This is a genomic window from Kitasatospora sp. NPDC029312 (assembly GCF_055569215.1).
This window is the reverse complement of record NZ_JBVHXY010000020.1, coordinates 50,757-70,684: the sequence shown is the minus strand read 5'-3', so window position 1 is coordinate 70,684 and position 19,928 is coordinate 50,757. Positions and strand designations below refer to the sequence as shown.

The following is a 19,928-nucleotide window of genomic DNA, read 5'->3' as shown; positions in this document are numbered from 1 at the left end:
CCACCGCAGTGGCATCTCACAGGAGGCTCCCACCATGACCGGACTGCCCACCAGCACCCCCGCCATCAAGGTCTCCCAGGAGGTCGCGCAGGCCGTCGCCGACGGGCGGCCCGTGGTCGCCCTCGAATCGACCATCTTCACCCATGGCCTGCCGCGGCCGCGCAACCTGGCCGTCGCGCTGGAGGCCGAGCAGCAGCTGCGGGAGGCGGGCGTCGTCCCGGCGACCATCGGGGTGCACGGGGGCGTGCCCACCGTCGGTCTGAGCACCGAGCAGATCACCGAACTCGCCGCCTCCGACGGCCTGGACAAGGTCAGCCTGCGCGACCTGCCGGTGGTCGCCGCGTTCGGCCGGCACGGCGGCACCACCGTCGCCGCCACCGCCTTCCTGGCCCACCGCGCCGGCGTCCGGGTCTTCTCCACCGGCGGCCTCGGCGGCGTCCACTTCGGTGCCTCCGAGAGCTTCGACGAGTCGGCCGACATGACCACCCTGGCCGCCACCCCGGTCACGGTGATCAGCGCCGGCGTGAAGTCCATCCTCGACATCCGGGCCACCCTGGAGCGCTTCGAGACCTTCAACATCCCGGTCATCGGCTACCGCACCACCAAGTACCCCGGCTTCTACGTCACCGACTCCGGCCACGAGATCAACTTCAGCGTCCAGTCGCCCGAGGAGGCGGCCAGGGTGATCGACGCCCGCGACCGGCTCGACCTGCCCCAGGCCGTCCTGATCGCCAACCCCGTCGACCCGGCCAAGCAGCTGCCGCCGGAGGAGCTGGACGGCATCCTGGCCCGCGCCTGGGCCGAGGCCGAACGCCAGGGCGTCACCGGCAACGCCTCCACGCCCTTCCTGCTGGACTTCATCCAGCGCGACACCGGCGGCCGCAGTCTGGAGGTCAACGTCGAGGTCTACCGCGGCAACGTCCGCCTCGGCGGCGAGATCGCCACCGCCCTGGCCGCCGCCGCGTCGACCGGGGCCTGAGCCGTGCTCGGGGTGCTCGGCGACCTCGTCGAGGACATCGTGGTCTGGGTCGACGGCCCGCTGCGCCACGGCACGGACTCCAGCGCCCGGGTCTTCCGGCGGCGCGGCGGCAGCGCGGCCAACGTCGCCTGCTTCGCCGCCGGGCGGTACCCGGCCCGCTTCCTCGGCTGCGTCGGCGCGGACCCGATCGGGGACGGCGTCGTCGCCGAACTCGGGGACCACGGCGTGGACGTACGGGTCCAGCGGCACGGCCGCACCGGCAGCATCGTGGTCCTCATCGACCAGGACGGCGAGCGCACCATGCTGCCCGACCGCGGCGCCGCCAGGCTGCTGGAGCGCGTGCCCGAGGAGTGGCTCGCCGGCCTGACCCACCTCCACGTGCCCGCCTACTCCTTCGACGGCGAGCCGGTCGGCGCCACCGCGGTGGACGCGCTCGCCCGCGTCCGGCAGGCGGGCGGCACCACCTCGGTGGACGCCTCGTCGACGGGCATGCTGGAGCAGTTCGGGCGTGAGCGCTTCCTCACCCTGCTGGGCCAGTTGGCGCCGACCTTCGTGTTCGCCAACCGCTCCGAGTCGGCCTTCCTCGGGCTGCTGGTGGACGGTCTGCCGGGGCCGGAACGCGCCCGGCTGACGGCCTCCACGGTGGTCACCAAAGCCGGAGCCGAGGCGACCACCGTCGACGTGCCCGGCGAGGGGCTGTTCACCGTGCCGGTCCCGCCGGTCGCGCAGGTGCGCGACCTCACGGGGGCGGGGGACGCGTTCGCGGCGGGTTTCCTGGCCGGCTTCCTGGACACCGGGGACCTACGGCTGGCTGCCGGACTCGGGCACCGCAGTGCGGCCCGGGTGCTGGCCTCGCCGGGGGCCAGCGTGGGGTAGGCGGTGCCGTCGAGGGGGCTGCCCGGTCGGGGTGCTGCCCGGCGAGGGTTTTGGGGGCCCGGGTCCGCGGGTCGGTCGCGCGGTGGGGCGGGGCTATCCGTGCAGGGCGGTGGGGCGGGGCTATGCGCGTAGGGCGGTGGGGCCGGGCTATGCGCGCAGGGCGTCCTTGCGGAGGAAGCGCTTCAGCCGCTGCCACGTCCAGGCGTTGACCACGTCCTCCGTGGTGAGCCAGCCGCGCTGGGCCGTACCGATGCCGAGGCGCGGGTAGGCGAGGTGGCCGGTGGCGTGCGCGTCGCTGTCGATCGCGAAGCGCACGCCGTGCCGCTTGGCCCGCAGGATGTCCTCGTCGCGCAGGTCGAGCCGCTGCGGGGCGCTGTTGATCTCGATCGCGGTGCCGGTGCGGGCGGCGGCCGCGAACACCGCGTCCAGGTCGACGTCGATCGGCCCGCGCCGGCCGATCCGGCGGGTGGTGAGGTGGCCGATGACGTGCACGTGGGGGTTCTCGCAGGCGCGGATCAGCCGGCGGGTCTGGGCGGCCCGGTCGAGGGTGAAGTGCGAGTGCACGGACGCCACGCAGATGTCGAAGCCGGCCAGGAACTCGGGCGGCCAGTCCACGCCGCCGTCCGGGCCGATGTTCAGCTCGGTGCCGTGCAGCAGCCGCAACTTCGGGTGCCGGTCCGCCAGTCGGCGCAGCTCCGCACGCTGGGCGAGCATCTTCTCGTCGGTCATCCGCTGCATCACCAGGTCCGGCGCGTGGTCGGTGACGGCGAAGTAGGAGTAGCCGCGCGCCGCCGCCGTGTCGATCATCTCGGTGAGGGTCGCCAGGCCGTCGGTGAGGTCGGTGTGGGTGTGCAGGTCGCCGCGTAGGTCCGACTCCTGGATGAGGTCCGGGAGTTCGCCGTTCAGCGCGGCCTCGATCTCGCCCCGGTCCTCGCGCAGCGTCGGCGGGATCCAAGGCAGGCCGAGCGCGGCGTAGACCTCGTCCTCGGTCTCCGAGACGATCTTGGCGCCTTCCTCCTCGGCGCCCTTCTCAGCGCCTTTCCGAGGAGCTTTCGCGGCCTTGCCGGTGCCCGTCCCACGTCGCTTCCGGGCTTCGTCGCCCACCTGGAACAGCCCGTACTCGGAGAGCTTCAGCCCGGCCCGCACCGCCATCGTGCGCAGCTTGATGTTGTGCGCCTTCGACCCGGTGAAGTAGACCAGGGCCGCGCCCCAGTCCTCCTCGGGGACGACCCGGAGGTCCACCTGGACGCCCTGGGTGGTGCGGACGGAGGTCTTGGTCGGCCCGCGCGCGATCACCTCGGCCACGTACGGGAGTTCGGTCAGCGCGGCCATTAACGGGGCGGAGTCGGCGGCGGTCGCCAGCACGTCGATGTCGCCCACCGTCTCCCGCATCCGGCGCAGCGAACCCGCGTACGCGCAGCGGGTGCAGCCGGGGACGGCCGAGAGGGCCGCCACCACCTGGTCGGCCAGCTCGATGGCGGTGTCGAGCAGGGTACGGCCGCCGGACTGCCGCATCAGCTCGATGCCGTGCAGGATCTTCTCGCCGCTGCGCTCCCCGAAGCCCGCCAGGCCGGACAGCTTGTCGCCGCGGACGGCTTCGGCGAGTTCGTCGACGGAGGCGATGCCGAGGTCGCGGTAGAGGGAGAGGGCGCGCTTGGGGCCCACGCTGGGGACGGCCATCATCTCGCGCACGCCGGCCGGGATCTTGGCGCGCATGGTCTCCAGCGCGGGGATGCTGCCGGTGGCCAGGTACTCGGCGATCTTCTCTGCGGTGGACTTGCCGACGCCGGGGATCTGCTGGAGGCCCTTGAGGTCCAGACCGGCCAGGTCCTCGGGGTGGCCGCCGACCGCTCGGGCGGCCTTCTCGTAGGCGCGGGCCCGGAAGGCGTCCCCGCCGGTGATGTTGATCAGGTCGGCGTACTCCTGGAGCAGTTCCCTGACCTGGTCGTTGAGCCGGGGCATGGGGCAAGTCTAGGTTCGACGGGCGCCGTTCGCCGCCCGTGGCCGGCCAGTCGCAGGTCGGTCAGTCGCCAGGTCGGCGAGTCGTAGGTCGGTCAGTCGTAGGTCGGTCAGTCGTAGGTCGGTCAGTCGTAGGCGACGGTCAGCAGCAGGACCACGGTGAGGCCGCCGCCGGGGGTGGGCTCGACCGCGAGCCGCCCGCCCGCCGCCAGCACCAGGCTGTGCAGCGCCGGGCCCACCGGCCCGGTGGCGCGCACGCCCGTCGACAGTCGGTCGAACCCCTCGGGCGGCTCGTACGATCCGCGGTCGCAGATCCGCAGCTCGACCCGCTCCCGCCCGTACGCCTTGGCGCCGCGTCCGGCCGCGGTCCAGGGCGCCGTCCCGCCGGTGCCGGTGACCTCCGCCCGGACCAGCACCCGGCCGCCGAGCGGGCTTCGCCGGATCGCGTGGTCGACCAGCCCGGCGAGCGCGGCCTCCATCCGCCGGGCGTCCCCGGTCACCACCGGAAGCCCGGGAGTCAGCCGGACCGTGACCGCCGCGGCCCGGCCGCCGCCCCGCACCACCCGGCGCACCACCTCGGCGACCTGGACGTGCCGCGCCTGCGGCTCGCAGCCTGCCGGCCGGCCGGTCCACCGCAGCCGCTCCAACTCGGTGCGGGAGAGCGACCGGGGCGAGGCCATCGCGAGAGGCCGGAAGGGGCCGCGGCCCTCCGGCTCGGCACCGCCGCCCTCGCGGGCGGCACCGCGCGTGCCGCCGAGCACGCCCAGTGCCCGGGCCCCCGAAGCGACGTAGCCCCAGAGCTTCCCGCGTGCCATCGCCCAGCCCCTCGTGCCTGACCGGTGGCCGTCATCCGTCCCGCGGCCGACCGGGGCGGGCCGCTCACCGGGCCCTGCTGCCAGCCTGCGCCTGCTCCGCCCGGGTGACAATCCGGCTCCGGGAGGCGATGGCGGCGGCCGCCCCCGCCGAGCGGCGGGCCCGGCACCCGCCGACCGGCGGGGGCTCTTGCGGGCGCCGCAAAAGGACCTTCGCAAAAAACCCTTTGCAAACATCCCTTTGCGGTCTTACGCTGCCGGCCATGACCGAAGAACGCGGTTGGATGCACAGCGCCGATCCGCAGATCGTCCTGACTGCCAAGGGCATGAGGGCGATGGCCCACCCGGTGCGCATGCGACTGGTCGGGCTGCTGCGCAAGCACGGCCCGTCCACGGCGACCAGGCTAGCCGAGCAACTGGGGCTCAACTCCGGAGCCACCAGCTACCACCTGCGCCAGCTCGCCGCGGCGGGCTTCGTCGAGGAGGACACGGAGCGGGGCAACGCCAGGGAGCGGTGGTGGCGTTCGGCGCACCGGCTCACGGTCTGGACGGGGGACGACATGGCCGACGAGGAGCCCGAGACGGCCGTCGGGTTCCTGCATTCGGTGCTCGCCGCCCACACCCTGACCGCCCATCGTGCGCTCGACGCCTTCGAGACCATGCCGCGGGAGTGGCGCAAGGAGGTCCAGCTCAGCGACCTGCTGCTGCAGCTCACGCCGGCCGAGACCGGGCAGCTGGCCGATGAGCTGAACGCGGTGGTCCGCCGCTACCGCCGGACCGGTGCCGAGGGGCCGGCCCCCGAGGGCAGCGAACAGGTCTCCGTGGTCCTCCACGTGCTGCCCGACCCGGCCGAGGGGGGAGCCGAGTGACCACCGCCCTCGCCGCTCCACCGGCGCGCAGCCTCCGACCCCTGGCCGGGGTGCTCGCCGCCACCGCCGTCTCCCTGAGCGGGACACGGATCTCGGCCATCGCCCTGCCCTGGTTCGTCCTCGCGACCACCGGCAGCGCCACCATGACCGGCCTGGTCGCCTTCGCCGAGATGACGCCGTACGTGCTGGTCAAGGCACTGACCGGGCCGCTGGTCGATCGGCTCGGGCCGCGCGTGGTGTCCTGGACGACGGACGCGGTGAGTGCCGTCGCGGCCGGGCTGGTCCCGCTGCTGCACTCCCGGGGCCTGCTGCCGTTCTGGCTGCTGCTCGCGATGGTGGCGGTGATCGGGGCGATGCGCGGGCCGGGGGACCTCGCCAAGTCGGTCATGGTCCCGGAGGCGGCCGACCACGCCCGGGTGCCCATGGAGCGCGCCACCGGGCTGGCCGGCGTCACCGAACGGCTGGCCTCCACCATCGGCCCGGCGATCGGCGGCGGGCTGGTCGCACTGATCGGGCCGTTGGCCGGGCTGGTGGTCAACGCGGGCACCTTCGCACTCGGCTCGCTGCTCATCGCCCTGGCCCTGCCGCGGGACATGGGGCGTCCGGCCGTCCCGGCCGTCCCGGCGGGCGCGGTGCCGACGGAGGAGTCCGACCAGGGCGGCGGCTACTGGCGAATGTTCCGGGAGGGCTTCGGCTTCCTCCGGACGGAGCCGCTGCTGCTCACCGTGACCGTCATGGTCGGCATCACCAACCTGCTCGACGCCGGGTTCAGCACCGTTCTCGTCCCGGTCTGGGCCCGGGAGTCCGGGAACGGCCCGGCCGGGATCGGCCTGATCGGCAGTGTCCAGGGGGTCACGGCGGTGGCCGGCAGCCTGATCGCCGCGGCGCTCGCCCACCGGCTGCCCCGCCGTACGGTCTTCTTCGTCGGCTTCCTGGTCGCCGGCGCGCCGCGATTCCTGGTGCTCGCGTCCGGCGCGCCGATGTGGGCGGTGGTCGCGGTCTTCGCGGTCGGCGGCTTCGGGTCCGGTTTCCTCAACCCCATCCTCGGGGCGGTCCTCTTCGAACGGGTGCCCCGCCACCTCCTCGGCCGCGTCCACGCCCTCGGCGACTCCCTCGCCTGGGCGGGCATCCCCCTGGGCGGGCTCGTCGCGGGCGGGGCGGTCGCACTGGTCGGCCTGATACCCAGCCTGCTCACGGCAGGGATCCTCTACTTCGCCACCACGACGCTGACCGGTCTGCGGCCGGAGTGGCGGGACATGGACCGCTTGCGGGCACACGCGAGCACCGCCGCCGTCGAGCAGGAGACCGAGCCGGCTCGCACCTAGCCCATCGACCAGTCGTGCGCGGGCGGGCGACCAGCCCAGCGCAGGAGCAGGAGGCTGACCACGGCGGCGAGGGCGCACCAGGTGGAGACGAACGCGAACCGCCAGAGCAGGGCGCAGACCACGGCGCCCGCTCCGGTGAGCAGACCGAGGCGGTGGAGCAGACGGTCACCACTGACCAGGAGGGAGCCGACGGTGGTGAGGAGGTAGCCGGTGAGCAGGAGCGCCGGGTGCGGGATACCGATCGCGTAGCCGAGGGTGTGGCCGTGCGGCGCGGCCGTCACCGGGTGGACGGCGACGGCCGCGGTGAGCGGGATCGCCACCGCTGCGCCCAGCAGGGCCAACGTGGCGAGCACCCGGCGGCGGGCCGGACCGCCCGGGCGGTCCGGCTCGGTGGCCGCGCACCACACCGCCGCCGGGACGAGGACGGGCAGCAGCGGCAGGGCGATCACGGCCCAGGCGATCCGGGCGGCCCCGGCCGGCCCGTCCGCCAGATCGCCGTCCGCGCCGAACCAGACCACCGCTTCGATCAGCTGGTGCACCCCCAGCACCAGCGGGAGCGCGGCCAGCAGCAGGCGCTGCGGTCGGCCGGAGCGTCGGGCGCGGACCAGGCACGCCACGCCGACGCCCGCGACCAGCCCGCCGGCCAGGGCGTCCGCCTGCGCACTCCAGCACATCGGACCGCTACCCGCCCCTCGGCTGCCCGTCCTCCGGGTCCCGGCGGTGCGTGCCCCGGCGGTGCGCGTCCTTGCCGTTCGCGTCCCGACCGTTCGGGCCCGCGGCGTTCGGACCCTCGGCATTCGTATGGCCGGCGTTCGCGCCCTTGCCGTTCACGTTCTCGGTCGCCGGGCCGTCGCCGTTCCGGCCTCCGCTCTCCCGGTGGCCGACCGCGTCCCCGTCCCCGTTCCCCTCTTGGTTCCCGCCGTCCTCGCCGGCTCGGGGGTCGCTGCCCCCTGACCCGCCCTCCAGCAGCTCCCGGACGGTGCCGGGCATCGCCGGATGCCGGCCGATCACGATCACCCCGATCACGATGGCCAGCAGCCCGATCACCTCCCAGGCCAGCGCGGCCGGGGTCACCCGCAGCCGGTCGCCGAGGAAACCGACCGCGCAGGCGATCCCGGACAGCGGCTGGGCAGCGGTCAGTGCCGGCAGGGACATCCGCAGCGGCGCGGCCTCGAAGGCGCTCTGCACCAGCAACAGCCCGACCACGCCCGCCACCACCACCGCGTACGGCTGCCAGGTGCGCAGCACCGCCGTCAGCCCCTCGTGGTCCAGCCGCTGGGTGGTGGTGCGGGTGAGCGCGTCCTGCAGCCCGTACAGCAGCCCGGCGGCGAGTGCCAGCAGCGTGGCCTCCTCGAACAGCGGCATTCGGCGGGCGAAGGAGACCAACAGCAGGGTCAACCCGACCACCGTGCCGACCACCAGCCAGTGCCGCAGCTCCCCGGCGGGCGCCCCACCCCCGGTGGGCTGCCCGGCCACGATGAACGCCGTCACCCCGAGGCCCAGCAACAGCACCCCGCCCCAGCCGGAGCGGCCCAGCGTCTGACGGGTCAGCACCCGGGCGAGGGCCATGGCGAAGAGCAGATTGGTCGCCAGCAACGGCTCGACCAGGGACACCTCGCCCTGGTTGAGCGCGAACGCGGAGAGCAGCAGCCCGCTGACCATGAACCCGGTGCCGAGCAGCCACTCCGGCATCCGGATCAGGTCCAACAGCAGCCGCCAGTGCAGCAGGTCGGCACGAGGAGCCCGCTGCGCCGCGTGCTGCTGGAGGACGAAGCCCAGTCCCAGACAGCAGGCCGCGCCGAGGGCGAGGAGGAAGACCGCCACGGAGGGACCACCAGGTTGTCGCTGCCCCGCGCCGCGCCGGCGGGTCCGGGGTGGGGTCGGCGGTCGCGGCGTGCTTCCGTCAGCGTACCGCCGGGGCGGCGGCCGGGCAGACCGGACGCGGCCGCACCGGCGATCCCGGTCCGGGCCCGGGAGCGCAGCGCTGCCGTGCGGGCCACCTGCGGCCGCGGTTGCCGCTTCGCGCGGGGCAGGCGCACGCTGGTGTGAGCGGCCACCACGGGCCCACCGCCCGTGCCGGCCCGGTCAGGCGCGACGGGGGACTGCGCCAGGAGGTGTGGCATGCACAACCAGTGGGACGTGGAGCTGAGCTTCGATGAGGACGGTGTGCACACGGCGTGCAACGCCAGACTGGTCGGCGCGAGGGCGCCGGGCCTGAGCGCGCACGGCGAGGCCGTGAAGAGCGCGGACGACCGCCCACTCGCCAGGATCGGCGAAGAGGTCGCGGCCTCCCGGGCCCTGGAGGAGCTGTCCCGCAAGCTGCGGGCCCAGGCCACCGGGGAGATCGAGGACGAGGGGCACCGCCCGGGCTACCTGATCTACTGAAACCTCCGGTCCTCGGCGGTCTCCCGTCCCCGCGGAATGACCAGCCGCTCCCCGTGGCAGCGCGATGTCCTGCTCACTCGGGAGGGTTCGCCCTCCGCAGGGCGGCCGGGAGTTGAGATGCGCGGGCGCCTGGCCGGTGACCGGTTCGGTAGCGGCCCGGTGTCGTTCCGATGATGCCGGTGAACGCTGCGATGAAGCCGCTGGGGTTGGCGCATCCGCAGGCGTAGGCGGTCCGCGTGGTGTCGTGGCCGTCGGCCAGGAGCACGAGTGCGTGGTGGACGCGCAGCTGGGTGCGCCACTCGTAGAAGGTCATGCCGAGTTCGCTGCGGAACAGTCGGCTGAGGGTGCGGGTGCTGGCCCCGACCGTTCTTCCGAGTTCGGCCAGGGTGGCGTTGTCCGCCGGATCCTCGGACAGTGTCCGGGCGACGGCTCGCAGCCGGTCGTCCCGAGGCACCGGACGAGTCCTTGCCTGGTCGTGCAGTGTTGACCGGCCGGGTGGTGCGGCGGGCGCCTTCGCCGCTGATGGCCAGGTCGAGGTGGCGGCGGTCTGCGCATCGGGGTGGGGGAGGGCCGCGCAGGTCGCGACGCGTGGCAAGTCGGCGGGGTCGACTTTTGGCGCGGGGCTCGGCAAGCGATGCGGGACGGCTGCGGGGAGATCGCCGCTCGACGCGCCCCGGTCGGGATCACGGGTGGCTAAGCGCCGGTGCGGAGGAAGGTGAGCACGTGGTGGTTGACCTCCGGGGCGCCGGCTGTGGGGAGGGTGTGGTGGGAGGTGTGGGGGAGGACGGCGACGGTCGCGTGGGGTACGGCGCGGCGGGTGGCCTCGGCGGCCTGGTGGGGGTCGTGGGTGCGGGAGTCGGCGGCGTAGAGGGCGAGCAGTGGGGTGGTCAGGGTGCGCAGGCGGGCGTCGGTGGGGCGGGGGCCGGTGATGACGGGGGAGGCGGGGAAGTCGGCGTAGCCGAGGGCGTACAGCTCGCGCCAGGCGGGGTCGAGGCCGTGGCCGCCGCCGGACTCCCAGTCGAGGTAGGAGCGGGCGCGGGCCGGGGTGCGGCGGGGGAAGAAGAGGGGGAGGACGCGTAGCAGGTAGCCGGGGCGGAGGCCGGTGAAGCTCTGGGTGGGGTCGAGGAGGGCGAGGCGACCGACTCGGGCGGGGGTGTGCAGCGTGTATTCGAGGGCGATCCAGGCGCCGTAGGAGTGGGCGCAGAAGTCGGCTTCGGCGACGCCGAGTCGGTCGAGCACGGCGTCCAGCCAGCCGAGCAGGCCGGGGAGGTCGCCGAGTGGCGCGCCGTCGTGGACGCTGCGGCCAGGGTCGCCGATGAGGTCGACGGCGAGGACGCGGTGGCCGGCCTCGGCCCAGGCGCCGGCGTTGGCGGACCACATGGTGGAGGTGGCGCCGCCGCCGTGGAGGAGGACGAGGGGGCGTCCGCCGGCGGGGCCGCAGGCGTTGATCCGGGTGGTGCCGTGGGCGGTGTGGACGGTGAGCGGTTCGACCGGGACGGGCCAGCGGGCGAGCAGTGCGTCGTAGGCCGCGAGGAAGTGGGCGGCGACGGTACGGGAGCGGCGGGTGGTGCGGGCCGACATGGTGGGCCTCCGCGGTGTGGTGTGATCGGCGACCGGGATCACGAATCGGATCCCTTGTTGAGCAAGTATCTCGCTGAGCGAGAGAATAGTGGCATGGGCGTGCCCGAGGAAGGACGAGAGGGTGTCCGAGGTTGAGGAGCCGATGCAGCTGGTGCACCTGCTGCGGGGTCTGACGGTCGAGCTGGATCTGTTCGGGGCCGAGTTCGCGGCTCGCAACGGACTGCATCCGACCGATCTGCGGGCGTTGATCCACCTGCTGGACGCCGCCCGCGCGGGGGAGGTGGTCACCCCCGGCCGGCTCGGGGAGGCGCTGGGGCTGAACTCGGCGGGGACCACCGGCCTGGTGGACCGGCTGGAGCGGCTCGGCCTGATCCGCCGCGAGCGCGACCCGCGGGACCGGCGGAAGGTCCGGCTGGTGGTGGAGGACCGGGCGATGGAGCTGGGGGAGGGCTTCTTCGGCGGGCTGATCGGGGACCTGGTCGCGGCGATGGGCCGGTTCGGGCCGGCGGACCTGGCGACGGCGCGCCGCTTCCTGGAGGCGATGACGGCCGTGGTGGCCGCCGCCCGAGCGGAGGGGTGACGGCCGCCGGGCTGGGCGAGGTTACGCGGAGCCGAGGCCCCAGCTGATCACGGAGAGGGTGAGCATCGAGGCCAGCGTCGACCAGAGCACCGTGTTCCGGGCGAGGTCGGCGCCCCGCCCGTACTCGCGGGCGTAGGTGTAGACGTTCTGCGCCGTCGGCAGCGCCGAGAAGAGCACCACGGTGAGCAGTTGGTGCGACGGCAGGTGGAGCAGCGGGCCCGCGACGACGAGGGCGGCGAGCGGCTGGACCAGCGTCTTGACCGCGACGGTCAGCCCCACCTCGGTGCGGCGTGAACGGCCGTCGGCCGGCGGGCGGTTGTGCAGCGACATGCCGAGGGCGATCAGCGCGGTCGGGACGCCCGCGCCGCCGAGCAGTTCGCAGGAGCGGTTGAGCTCGGCGGGCAGGTGCAGTCCGGTCACCGAGGCGAGGGCGCCGAGTGCGGCCGCGAGCAGGATCGGGTTGCGCAGCGGGAGGGTGAGCAGTGCCCGGCGCCCGGCCGCGCCGCTGTCGAGGACGGCGAGGACGGGCGGGGTGACCAGAAGGATCTGGAACAGCACCACCGGCGCGACGAAGGAGGCGTCGCCGAGGACCTGCACGGCCACGGGTATGCCGAGGTTGGCGGAGTTGACGTAGCCGGAGGCCATCGCGCCGATGGCGAGTTCGCCGGGCTTGCGGTGGAAGAGCAGGCGGCCGGCGAACAGTCCGAGGCCGGTGGCGACGGCGGTGCCGGCCGCGAAGGCGAGCATCGAGGGGTTGGCGAAACGGTCCAGCGGGGTGCGGGCGATCATCAGGAAGAGTGCGGCCGGCATCGCGACGTGGAAGACGAAACGGTTCAGCACCACCTCCGCCTGCGGTCCGAGCAGTCCGCTGCGGCCGACGAGGTAGCCGACTCCGGTGAGGACCCAGATCGGGGCGAAGCCGGACAGCAAGGGGTGCAGGGATGGCATGGTTCCTCGGATCGCTCGGACGGGTCCGCCGGGTCCGGCGGGGGTCGCCCGCCGAGGGCGTCAGCGCACCCGGGCGGTGACCCTGGGCGCCGTGGAGCCCCGGGGCAGTAAACCAGCAGCCGTCTGCCCGGCGATCACGGGCCTACGATGAGCTGATGGAGCACCAGTACCTGAGCCTGTCCGAGGTGGAAGCCGTGGCACGTCGCGCCCACCACGGGCAGAAGGACAAGAACGGGCGCCCGTACAGCGAGCACATCGCGGCAGTCGCCGCCGGGACGGCCGCCCGCGGCGGGAGCGAGGAGCAGATCGCCGCCGGCTGGCTGCACGACACCGTCGAGGACGACCGGCTGAGTCGGGAGTGGCTGGCGGCGGCAGCGCTGCCGGAGGCGACCAGGGCGATCGTGGACGCGCTCACCCGCCGCCCGGACGAGGCGATGGAGGAGTACACCGCGCGCATCCTGGGCACCCCCGGCGCGCTGCTGGTCAAGCGGGCCGATCTGGCGCACAACTCGGATCCCGCCCGGCTGGCCGCGCTGGACCGGGCGACCGCCGAGCGCCTGACCGCCAAGTACGCGCGGATGCGGGAGCTGCTGGGGATCACCGGGGAGCTGTGAACCGCGTTGCGGTGAACCCGGGAACTGTGAGCCGTGAGCCGGGAGCCTGCGAGCCGGAGAGCTGTGAACCGGGAGCCGTGAGCGGGGGACCTGGGTGCTGGGAGCCGGGAGCCGGGTGCCGGCGGGCCAGGGGAATGGGGAAGCGGTGCCGGGGGAGCCACGAGAGGGCCCGGGGCCGCGCGGATCGCGCGGGCCCGGGCCCTCTCGGGTCACCCCAGCGGTCCCTGTCCGACCCCCGGGGTGAGGGGGGAGTGGTCAGGAGACGGGGGGAAGTCGGTACGCCGGTGGTCGGTCGGCTTAGTACCAGTGGTGGTTCTGCCAGAAGGTCCAGGCGGCGTTCGGGCTGCCGTAGCGGGAGTTCATGTAGTCCAGCGCCCACTTGATCTGGGTCTTCGGGTTGGTCTTCCAGTCCGCGCCGGCGGAGGCCATCTTGGAGCCCGGCAGCGCCTGGCCCAGGCCGTAGGCGCCCGAGCCGGGGTTGGTCGCGGTCACGTTCCAGCCGGACTCGTGCGAGATGATCTGGCTGAAGGAGGCCAGCTGGTTCGCCGGGACGATCTGGGCGGCGATGGTCTGGGGGGTGGCGGCGTTCGCGGTGGCGGGCAGCACACCGGCGCCCAGGGCGGTCAGACCGGCGGCGCCGGCGAGAATCGCGGCGGAAGTACGCATACGGAGCTTGAAAGCGGGCATGAAGAACAAGACCTCAATCAGGTTGGGCCGGGTCGTGCCCCGCCCAGGACCACGGGCCGGACAGGGGCCGTTGCGGTTGCGGGGCGCGACTCGGCGGTAAGCCGTTCACCGGCGGGACAGGAGCCGGTGCGGCTGGCGACGAGAGCAATTGTTGCCAGACGGCATCGGCCCCCGCCAAGACCCCCTCATTACGACGCACCGTCGTAGCCGGCGCGCACTCCGTGGATTCGAAGGGTCGACGTCCGGGCGGCGGAAAAACGCCGCTGAGCTGGGAGAACGCCCGCCGGAGGGCGTCGCGGACGGTTGTCGGTGGACGCGCAGCGTGTTTCTACTACTCACCCTCGTAGCCTTGTTTCACCTGTGAGCGCACTCACCGTTTGGCAGGGGCGGTCGTCACCCGGCGATCCGGTGACAGCACTTTGCGTGCAGACGATCTGTGCCCGGCGCCACACGGATCCGTCGCACGGCGGAGGCGCCCGTTCACCGAACGTCGCCGAGTCGGCGGTGCCTGGCGGCCCGGGCGGCGAGGCGTTCCGCTTCGCCGGCGATCGCCAGGGTGTCGAGTGCGGCACCGATGGCGACTCCCATCCGGGCGCAGAAGGCCGCGGGTTCCTCGGCGGCGTCCGGCAGCTCCGGGACGACCTCGTCCACCAGCCCGACCTCCGCCAGGTGCCGAGCGCCGATGCCCTGGGCCCGGGCCAGCTCGGCCGCGTGCTCCCCGTCCCGGTGGACGATGGCCGAGGCGCCCTCCGGCGGCAGCGGCGCCAGCCAGGCATGCCCGGCGGCCAGCACCCGGTCGGCCGGGAGCAGCGCCAGCGCGCCACCGCCGGAACCCTGGCCGAGCAGGACCGCGAGGACGGGCGTGCGCAGCGCGAGCAGGGTGGTCAGGCAGTGGGCGATCTCCACCGCGATCCCGTCCAGCTCGGCCTGGACGGAGAGCTCGGCCCCGGCGGTGTCCACGACGGTGACGAGCGGCAGCCCCAGCTGTTCGGCGAGCCGGGCGGTGCGGCGGACGGCCCGCAGGTCGGCGGCGGTGAAGGGGCGCTCGTGCCCGGGGCTCTGCCGCTGCTGGCCGACGACCAGGACGGGGCGGCCACCGAGCACGGCGAGTGCCCGGACCAGCGCGCCGCCGCGGCCGCCGGGCGCGTCCAGCAGGACCAGTTCCTCGGCGGTGCGGCGCAGCAGCTCGCGGGTGCCGGGCCGGTCGGGGCGGCGGGTGCGGCGGACGGAGTCCCAGGCGTCGGGGTGCTCGGCGGGTTCGCCGGCCGCACCCCGGCCGTCGGGCTCATCGGTTTCATGGGACTCGCCAGCCTCATCGGCCTTCTCGTGAGCGGCCCTATAGGAGTGAGCGTCCCTATAAGAGGGGGAAGAAGGGGTCGTGCCGAGGACGGCGAGGGTGCGGCGGAGCAGTTCGCGCAGGTCCTGCGGCGGCACCACGGCGTCCACCAGCCCGCGCCCGGCGAGGGTCTCGGCCAGTTGGACGTCCGCCGGCAGTTCCACGCCGCGCAGTTCCTCGTACACGCGCGGGCCCAGGAAGCCGAGCCGGGCGCCGGGCTCGGCGAAGACCAGCTGGCCGAGCGTGCCCCAGGAGGCGAAGACGCCGCCCATGGTGGGGTTGCGCAGATACGTGAGGTAGGAGAGGCCGGCCGCGCGGTGGGTCTGGACGGCGGCGGTGATGCGGAGCATGCAGAGGAAGGCCGCCGAACCCTCCTGCATCCTGGTGCCGCCGGAGACCGGCAGGGCGAGCAGGGGCAGCCGTTCGGCGGTGGCGCGCTCGACGGCCCGGGTGATGCGTTCGGCGGTCGCCACACCGATCGAGCCGCCGAGGAAGCCGAACTCGGAGGCGATCAGGGCGACGGGCCGTCCGTCGATCAGGCCGAGGCCGGTGAGCACGGCCTCGTCCAGACCGGTGCGCCCCCGGGCTCGGTCGAGCGAGGCGCGGTAACCCGGGTCGGCGGGCGGTCCGGGCGGTGGTTCGTCCCAGCTCTGGAAGCTGCCCGCGTCGACCAGCAGTCCGACCAACTGGTGCGCCGTCGGCGAAGTGCGCGCTCCCGTACCCAATGTCCACCCCGTCAGTGATCGTCGCGGCCCAGCACGGTGCGCCACTCTATGCGGCGCGGGTGGCGCGTTGTGGGAGGGCTGTGAAGGTGTGAGCAGGCCGACAGCGGCGCTCCCGGTGGTTTCGACGGCCGTCGACCCAAGGGCGGTACGGGCGGTTCGTGGACGGCTTCGGGCGGGCGGCCCGGGGATCGGCGTACGGGTGAAGTCGCTGACAGGACAGGGGAGTTACCCGCTGGTTAAAGCTTGAGTCAGGGCTTCCGTGGTTGACCGTGGCTCGCCAGACTGGTGGACATGACCCGCACTCTACGCGCGTGGAAGACCCGCGCTGCCGCCATCACCGCCGTCGCCATGATGACCCTCGCCCCCGTCGCCGTCGCCACCGACGCGCACGCCGACGTGAGCGGCACGGTGTGCCTGTCGGCCCTCCCGCCGGAGGCCACCGACACCCTCGACCTGATCGCCAGCGACGGGCCGTTCCCCTACTCGCAGGACGGCGTGGTGTTCCAGAACAGAGAGGGCGTCCTGCCCCCCGAGTCCTACGGGTACTACCACGAGTACACCGTCATCACCCCGGGCGCCCCGACCCGCGGCACCCGCCGGATCATCACCGGCCGGCAGGACCAGGAGGACTACTACACCGGCGACCACTACGCCACGTTCTCCCTGATCGACCAGACCTGCTGACGCCTCCCGGCGCGCCCGAAGCCCCGGCGGACCTTCCCGCCGGGGCTTGGAGCGCACCGGGCCCGCCCCGGTCACCCGACGGGTAGCGGCCGGATAGCGGCCGGTCGGTACGGGATCGAGCCGCTGAACACCGGGCCCGTCGCGCGGTTGCTAGGGTCGGGGCATGGCACCGAGCAGCGCGAACCCCCCGGGACGGCTCCGGCGCGACGCGCAGCGCAACCGCGACCAACTGCTCGCCGCCGCCCGCGAGATGTTCTCCCGGCACGGCCTCGACGTGCCCCTGGACCAGATCGCCAAGGAGGCCGGCGTCGGCAACGCCACCCTCTACCGGCACTTCCCGACCCGCGAGGCGCTGATCGCCGAGGTCTTCGCGGACGCGGGCGCCGCCCTGGCCGCCGCGGGGCAGGAAGCCCTGGCCGCCGACGACGCCTGGACCGGCCTGGAGCGCTACTTCGGGCGGATCTTCGAACTCGTCGCCGCCGACCGGGGCATCAACGAGCTGGTCACCCAGGCCATCCCGGCGATCCCCGGGATGATGGAGATCAGCCGCGGGCACGCCGCCGCCGTCGGCGCCCTGATCGCCCGCGCCCAGCAGCAGGGCACCATGCGGCGCGACGTGGTCACCATGGACCTGCTCTTCCTGCTCGGCCCGCTCTGCCGCGCCCTGCCCGCCACCACCGCGCTGCGCCCCGACCTCTGGCGCCGCTACCTCGCCCTGCTGCTGGACGGCTTCCGGGCGCAGGCCACCCACCCGCTGCCCGTCCCGCCGATCGGCGAGGAGCACCTGGACCGGATGTTCGCCGACCTGTGGGAGGCGGAAGCGCCCGAGGCCTGAGCGGCCGCAGGCGGGGTATCAGGGAGGCGTACGGAACGCCCGGCTCGGCGTCAGAGCGGTGTCAACCGCCCGGTCCGTGAAGGGTGCGGGCCGCTTTGCTGGGTGGCACGGGCCGGAGTCGGCGCGGCGGCGCGACACCAGTCGGTGCGCGATCAGTTGGTGCGATACGAGCCGGTGCGACACCAGTTGGTGCGCTACCAGTCGGCGAGGACGAGAGGCGGTTGAGCGGCATGGCGGAAACGGACGCGGACGAGGGGCGAATCGTGGTCGGCGTCAGCGGCTCGCTCGGCAGCCTCGCCGCCCTCCACCACGCGGTCGCCGAGGCCCGGCGTCGGGACGCCGAGGTCCTCGCGGTGCTGTGCTGGACCCCGCCCGGCGACGAGCTCGGATTCCACCGCTCGGTCTGCCCGCCGACGCTCGACGCGGGCCGCGCCGCGGCCGTCGCCCGGCTGCGGCAGGCGCTCGACGAGGCCTTCGCCGGTCGCCCCGTCGGCGTCCGGCTGCGCGGCCAGGCCGTGCGCGGGGAGACCGGCCACACCCTAGTGCACTGCGCCGACCGGCCCGGTGACGTGCTGGTGCTCGGCGCCGGGCGTGAACGCGGCCGTCTGTCCAGGGCGTTCAGGCCGTCGGTCGCCGCCTACTGCGTGCGGCACGCCGCCTGCCCGGTGCTGACGGTGCCGCGCCCGCCGCTCCACCGCGACCTCGAAGCGCTGGAACGCGGGTACGGGCTTAGGGAGTTGGTGTCGGGAAGTTGACGCCCGGAGCCTGAGACCCGACTGGCGGCGGCTACCGGAGTCCGGCGGCCCGGGCGAGGGCGGCGGCGGTCCGGCGGCCCGCCTCCAACGTGCCGGGATCGGTGGCCGGCACGCAGCGCTGGGCCCGGGGGTCGTAGACCGTCATGATCACGCCCGCGTGGTCGGTGGGGAGTTCGAGCAACTCGACCGCCGACCTCTGCTTCGTCAGAGCAGCGTTCAGTTGGCGGGTGAGCGCGGCGGGCACCAGCTTGTCCGCCGTGCCGAGCACCAGCCGGATCGGGACCGGCGAGGGGGCCGCGCTGAGCAGGTCGAGCGGGCAGTCCCCGGTGGTGGCGGCCGGGCGGCCGTAAGCGGAGGCGATGCCGACGGCGGCGGTGGGGCGCAGCTCGGCGGGGGTGTCGGGGTGGGTGGCCACGGCGATCGCCTCCCGGCCGCCGAGCGACCAGCCGGCCAGCACGAAGCGTTCCGGGTCCCCGCCGTACGCAACGGCGTTGCGGCGGGCGAAGGCGAGCGAGGCGAGCAGTTCGGCGCGGCCGCCGTCCGCGCGGTCGGAGCGCCAGTCCGGGACGAGCACCAGCAGGCCGAGTCCGGCGGCCTCCCGGGCGAGCGTCGCCATGATGTCGCGCTCGTCGGGGCCCGAGCCGTGCCAGAGCAACACGACCGGGGCGGGCTCGCCGCCGTCCGCAGTGGGACGGTGGATGTCCAGCAGCCGCCCGTCCGCGTACGGAACGACCTCAGGTTGAACGCTCGTCATGCCGGGTCCGCCTCCGATTCGGTGCTTGATCACGGAACTGGTACTGTACTTCCTGTCGCGAGGGAGATGATCTCTCGTCAGGCGTCAGCGGTGCTACCAGAGCACGTCCTACTTTCAGTAGGAAGAGTCCGTGCGATCCGGGCCTGGCGCTCCATCGTCGGACGGGGTCCGGTGCCTTTCCCAGGTGCCGGGCCCCTTCCGCGTTCCCGACCGGGGTTCCCGGCGGCCTCCGGACGGCTGGCGGTCGGAGCCCAGTTCGCGGGAGATCCGCAGCCCGACCTGGGCGACGATCCCGGACGCGAACGACTGGGGCGGGATCATGGCGGCGTCCACGCCGATGACGGTGCCGGTGCTGGTCTTCTTCGTGGCGGTGCAGCGCAGGCCGGTGTCGGGACCGGCGGGCGCGGTCAAGGAACTGACCCCGCCGGCCGGGGCGCGGCGGGCTCAGGCGGCGTCTCCGGCCCCGTCGGCCGGTAGGGCGATCAGGACGAACTCCGCGTCGGCGTCGTCCCGGACCAGCGCGGAACGGCCGAAGGGCGTGGGCTCGGGGCCGCGGAGGACGCTGCCGCCGAGGGTCCGGAGCCGGTCGGCGGCGTGGTCGGCGTCGGCGGTGGCGAAGTGGGTGCGCCAGGAGGCGGCCTGCTGCCCGTCCGCGGGGCCGATGCCGCACGCGGGCAGGCCGTCGACCCGGGCGAGGGTGTGCCCCGCGCGCGGGCGGTCGTAGCCGTAGCCGAAGACCCGCCGGTAGAAGGCGCGGGCGGCGTCCGGGTCGGGGGAGAGGTGCTCGTTCCAGGTGAGCGTGCCGGGCTCGTTGACCAGTCCGGAGCCCTCGACGGCGTCGCCCTGCCAGAGGCCGAAGGGCACGCCGAGCGGGTCGACGGCGAGGGCGGCGTGGCCCTGGTCGGGCACCTCGTACGGCTCCCGGGCGATCCGGCCGCCGTGGGCGCGGATCAGTGTGGCGCTGCGGCACAGGTCGCCGCAGGCGAGGTGGGTGATCCAGGCCGCGGGCGCGCCGGCGGCCGAGGGGGCGATCGCCGCGACCTGCGCGCCGTGGCGGGTGGCGACCGCCTCGCCGGGTCCGGTCGGCACGAAGTCCCAGTCGAACAGCGCGCCGTAGAAGCGCTGCGCCCGGGTGACGTCCGGGGTTGTGAGCACGAGCCAGCACGGGACGCCCTCGTGGTACTTGCCGGCCTTCGGCATGCCGCCTCCCGCGCCGCCCTTCCG

General features: G+C 74.2%; 20 protein-coding genes and 2 pseudogenes. 11 read left to right on the top strand and 11 right to left on the bottom strand.

What is annotated here, in order from left to right:
* The first annotated feature begins 34 nt into the window (after nucleotides 1-34).
* Together ACZ4WV_RS18415 and ACZ4WV_RS18410 are read left to right on the top strand one after the other, a co-directional pair.
* The gene (locus ACZ4WV_RS18415; RefSeq protein WP_465747857.1) at nucleotides 35-979 is read left to right on the top strand and encodes a pseudouridine-5'-phosphate glycosidase; all 945 of its coding nucleotides are present in this window, start codon (nucleotides 35-37) and stop codon (nucleotides 977-979) included.
* A gap of 3 nt (nucleotides 980-982) precedes the next feature.
* Entirely contained in the window at nucleotides 983-1,855 is an 873-nt protein-coding gene (locus tag ACZ4WV_RS18410) for a carbohydrate kinase family protein (protein WP_465747855.1), read from the top strand.
* 147 nt (nucleotides 1,856-2,002) lie between these two features.
* Here the strand turns inward: ACZ4WV_RS18410 and ACZ4WV_RS18405 are convergent, their stop codons facing one another.
* On the bottom strand, nucleotides 2,003-3,817 hold the full coding sequence (locus tag ACZ4WV_RS18405) for a helix-hairpin-helix domain-containing protein (RefSeq protein ID WP_465747853.1): 1,815 nt from the start codon (nucleotides 3,815-3,817) through the stop codon (nucleotides 2,003-2,005).
* Between the two features lie 122 nt (nucleotides 3,818-3,939).
* Entirely contained in the window at nucleotides 3,940-4,629 is a 690-nt protein-coding gene (locus tag ACZ4WV_RS18400; protein ID WP_465747851.1) for a sensor histidine kinase, read from the bottom strand.
* Between the two features lie 260 nt (nucleotides 4,630-4,889).
* Between ACZ4WV_RS18400 and ACZ4WV_RS18395 the strand changes: the two genes are divergently transcribed.
* The gene (locus tag ACZ4WV_RS18395; protein WP_465747849.1) at nucleotides 4,890-5,495 is read left to right on the top strand and encodes a helix-turn-helix domain-containing protein; all 606 of its coding nucleotides are present in this window, start codon (nucleotides 4,890-4,892) and stop codon (nucleotides 5,493-5,495) included.
* Nucleotides 5,492-6,820, top strand: a complete 1,329-nt coding sequence (locus tag ACZ4WV_RS18390) for an MFS transporter (protein ID WP_465747847.1) — start codon at nucleotides 5,492-5,494, stop codon at nucleotides 6,818-6,820. Before ACZ4WV_RS18395 ends, ACZ4WV_RS18390 begins: the two co-directional genes overlap by 4 nt.
* Here ACZ4WV_RS18390 and ACZ4WV_RS18385 read toward each other — a convergent pair.
* Together ACZ4WV_RS18385 and ACZ4WV_RS18380 are read right to left on the bottom strand one after the other, a co-directional pair.
* On the bottom strand, nucleotides 6,817-7,494 hold the full coding sequence (locus tag ACZ4WV_RS18385; protein WP_465747845.1) for a DUF6629 family protein: 678 nt from the start codon (nucleotides 7,492-7,494) through the stop codon (nucleotides 6,817-6,819). The two genes, ACZ4WV_RS18390 and ACZ4WV_RS18385, sit on opposite strands and share 4 nt — an antisense overlap.
* Nucleotides 7,495-7,804: 310 nt before the next feature.
* Nucleotides 7,805-8,644 (bottom strand): annotated as a pseudogene (locus ACZ4WV_RS18380) (DMT family transporter); the annotation flags it as partial.
* A gap of 297 nt (nucleotides 8,645-8,941) precedes the next feature.
* On the opposite strand from ACZ4WV_RS18380, the gene ACZ4WV_RS18375 reads away from it, so the two are divergent.
* Complete coding sequence (locus ACZ4WV_RS18375) at nucleotides 8,942-9,205, top strand: dsRBD fold-containing protein (RefSeq protein WP_350736967.1); 264 nt, start codon at nucleotides 8,942-8,944, stop codon at nucleotides 9,203-9,205.
* 73 nt (nucleotides 9,206-9,278) lie between these two features.
* Here the strand turns inward: ACZ4WV_RS18375 and ACZ4WV_RS18370 are convergent, their stop codons facing one another.
* The gene (locus tag ACZ4WV_RS18370; RefSeq protein WP_465747843.1) at nucleotides 9,279-9,659 is read right to left on the bottom strand and encodes a helix-turn-helix transcriptional regulator; all 381 of its coding nucleotides are present in this window, start codon (nucleotides 9,657-9,659) and stop codon (nucleotides 9,279-9,281) included.
* A gap of 239 nt (nucleotides 9,660-9,898) precedes the next feature.
* Nucleotides 9,899-10,786, bottom strand: coding sequence for an alpha/beta fold hydrolase (locus ACZ4WV_RS18365; RefSeq protein ID WP_465747841.1), 888 nt, complete (start codon nucleotides 10,784-10,786; stop codon nucleotides 9,899-9,901).
* 142 nt (nucleotides 10,787-10,928) lie between these two features.
* On the opposite strand from ACZ4WV_RS18365, the gene ACZ4WV_RS18360 reads away from it, so the two are divergent.
* Nucleotides 10,929-11,366 (top strand): MarR family winged helix-turn-helix transcriptional regulator, encoded by a 438-nt coding sequence (locus tag ACZ4WV_RS18360; protein ID WP_465747942.1) that lies wholly within the window; start codon nucleotides 10,929-10,931, stop codon nucleotides 11,364-11,366.
* 21 nt (nucleotides 11,367-11,387) lie between these two features.
* Here the strand turns inward: ACZ4WV_RS18360 and ACZ4WV_RS18355 are convergent, their stop codons facing one another.
* On the bottom strand, nucleotides 11,388-12,314 hold the full coding sequence (locus tag ACZ4WV_RS18355) for an AEC family transporter (protein WP_465747839.1): 927 nt from the start codon (nucleotides 12,312-12,314) through the stop codon (nucleotides 11,388-11,390).
* A gap of 155 nt (nucleotides 12,315-12,469) precedes the next feature.
* On the opposite strand from ACZ4WV_RS18355, the gene ACZ4WV_RS18350 reads away from it, so the two are divergent.
* Nucleotides 12,470-12,928 (top strand): HD domain-containing protein, encoded by a 459-nt coding sequence (locus tag ACZ4WV_RS18350; protein ID WP_465747837.1) that lies wholly within the window; start codon nucleotides 12,470-12,472, stop codon nucleotides 12,926-12,928.
* Between the two features lie 297 nt (nucleotides 12,929-13,225).
* On the opposite strand, the gene ACZ4WV_RS18345 is transcribed toward ACZ4WV_RS18350, so the two are convergent.
* Together ACZ4WV_RS18345 and ACZ4WV_RS18340 are read right to left on the bottom strand one after the other, a co-directional pair.
* The gene (locus ACZ4WV_RS18345) at nucleotides 13,226-13,594 is read right to left on the bottom strand and encodes an aggregation-promoting factor C-terminal-like domain-containing protein (protein WP_465747835.1); all 369 of its coding nucleotides are present in this window, start codon (nucleotides 13,592-13,594) and stop codon (nucleotides 13,226-13,228) included.
* Between the two features lie 501 nt (nucleotides 13,595-14,095).
* Nucleotides 14,096-15,637, bottom strand: coding sequence for a carboxyl transferase domain-containing protein (locus ACZ4WV_RS18340; RefSeq protein ID WP_465747833.1), 1,542 nt, complete (start codon nucleotides 15,635-15,637; stop codon nucleotides 14,096-14,098).
* A gap of 330 nt (nucleotides 15,638-15,967) precedes the next feature.
* Between ACZ4WV_RS18340 and ACZ4WV_RS18335 the strand changes: the two genes are divergently transcribed.
* The 3 genes from ACZ4WV_RS18335 to ACZ4WV_RS18325 all read left to right on the top strand — a co-directional run bounded on the left by ACZ4WV_RS18335 (nucleotide 15,968) and on the right by ACZ4WV_RS18325 (nucleotide 17,950).
* Complete coding sequence (locus ACZ4WV_RS18335) at nucleotides 15,968-16,360, top strand: ribonuclease (protein ID WP_465747831.1); 393 nt, start codon at nucleotides 15,968-15,970, stop codon at nucleotides 16,358-16,360.
* Nucleotides 16,361-16,523: 163 nt separating this feature from the next.
* Nucleotides 16,524-17,195 carry a TetR/AcrR family transcriptional regulator gene (locus tag ACZ4WV_RS18330; protein ID WP_465747829.1) on the top strand — a complete coding sequence of 224 codons (672 nt, stop codon included), beginning with the start codon at nucleotides 16,524-16,526 and terminating at the stop codon, nucleotides 17,193-17,195.
* A gap of 230 nt (nucleotides 17,196-17,425) precedes the next feature.
* Nucleotides 17,426-17,950, top strand: a complete 525-nt coding sequence (locus ACZ4WV_RS18325) for a universal stress protein (RefSeq protein WP_465747826.1) — start codon at nucleotides 17,426-17,428, stop codon at nucleotides 17,948-17,950.
* Between the two features lie 31 nt (nucleotides 17,951-17,981).
* Here the strand turns inward: ACZ4WV_RS18325 and ACZ4WV_RS18320 are convergent, their stop codons facing one another.
* On the bottom strand, nucleotides 17,982-18,704 hold the full coding sequence (locus ACZ4WV_RS18320) for a dienelactone hydrolase family protein (protein ID WP_465747824.1): 723 nt from the start codon (nucleotides 18,702-18,704) through the stop codon (nucleotides 17,982-17,984).
* A gap of 292 nt (nucleotides 18,705-18,996) precedes the next feature.
* Between ACZ4WV_RS18320 and ACZ4WV_RS18315 the strand changes: the two are divergent.
* A pseudogene (locus ACZ4WV_RS18315) lies at nucleotides 18,997-19,119 on the top strand (carbohydrate ABC transporter permease); the annotation flags it as partial.
* A 29-nt stretch (nucleotides 19,120-19,148) separates the two neighbouring features.
* On the opposite strand, the gene ACZ4WV_RS18310 reads toward ACZ4WV_RS18315, so the two are convergent.
* Nucleotides 19,149-19,904 carry a VOC family protein gene (locus ACZ4WV_RS18310; protein ID WP_465747822.1) on the bottom strand — a complete coding sequence of 252 codons (756 nt, stop codon included), beginning with the start codon at nucleotides 19,902-19,904 and terminating at the stop codon, nucleotides 19,149-19,151.
* Nucleotides 19,905-19,928 lie beyond the last annotated feature (24 nt).

Excerpts from the sequence above, each read along its gene's own strand:
- ACZ4WV_RS18415 (WP_465747857.1), top strand. The coding sequence starts at position 35 with ATGACCGGACTGCCCACCAGCACCCCCGCCATCAAGGTCTCCCAGGAG.
- ACZ4WV_RS18405 (WP_465747853.1), bottom strand. The coding sequence starts at position 3,817 with ATGCCCCGGCTCAACGACCAGGTCAGGGAACTGCTCCAGGAGTACGCC.
- ACZ4WV_RS18400 (WP_465747851.1), bottom strand. The coding sequence starts at position 4,629 with ATGGCACGCGGGAAGCTCTGGGGCTACGTCGCTTCGGGGGCCCGGGCA.
- ACZ4WV_RS18395 (WP_465747849.1), top strand. The coding sequence starts at position 4,890 with ATGACCGAAGAACGCGGTTGGATGCACAGCGCCGATCCGCAGATCGTC.
- ACZ4WV_RS18385 (WP_465747845.1), bottom strand. The coding sequence starts at position 7,494 with ATGTGCTGGAGTGCGCAGGCGGACGCCCTGGCCGGCGGGCTGGTCGCG.
- ACZ4WV_RS18375 (WP_350736967.1), top strand. The coding sequence starts at position 8,942 with ATGCACAACCAGTGGGACGTGGAGCTGAGCTTCGATGAGGACGGTGTG.
- ACZ4WV_RS18365 (WP_465747841.1), bottom strand. The coding sequence starts at position 10,786 with ATGTCGGCCCGCACCACCCGCCGCTCCCGTACCGTCGCCGCCCACTTC.
- ACZ4WV_RS18360 (WP_465747942.1), top strand. The coding sequence starts at position 10,929 with ATGCAGCTGGTGCACCTGCTGCGGGGTCTGACGGTCGAGCTGGATCTG.
- ACZ4WV_RS18355 (WP_465747839.1), bottom strand. The coding sequence starts at position 12,314 with ATGCCATCCCTGCACCCCTTGCTGTCCGGCTTCGCCCCGATCTGGGTC.
- ACZ4WV_RS18350 (WP_465747837.1), top strand. The coding sequence starts at position 12,470 with ATGGAGCACCAGTACCTGAGCCTGTCCGAGGTGGAAGCCGTGGCACGT.
- ACZ4WV_RS18345 (WP_465747835.1), bottom strand. The coding sequence starts at position 13,594 with ATGCGTACTTCCGCCGCGATTCTCGCCGGCGCCGCCGGTCTGACCGCC.
- ACZ4WV_RS18335 (WP_465747831.1), top strand. The coding sequence starts at position 15,968 with ATGACCCGCACTCTACGCGCGTGGAAGACCCGCGCTGCCGCCATCACC.
- ACZ4WV_RS18330 (WP_465747829.1), top strand. The coding sequence starts at position 16,524 with ATGGCACCGAGCAGCGCGAACCCCCCGGGACGGCTCCGGCGCGACGCG.
- ACZ4WV_RS18325 (WP_465747826.1), top strand. The coding sequence starts at position 17,426 with ATGGCGGAAACGGACGCGGACGAGGGGCGAATCGTGGTCGGCGTCAGC.
- ACZ4WV_RS18320 (WP_465747824.1), bottom strand. The coding sequence starts at position 18,704 with ATGACGAGCGTTCAACCTGAGGTCGTTCCGTACGCGGACGGGCGGCTG.
- ACZ4WV_RS18310 (WP_465747822.1), bottom strand. The coding sequence starts at position 19,904 with ATGCCGAAGGCCGGCAAGTACCACGAGGGCGTCCCGTGCTGGCTCGTG.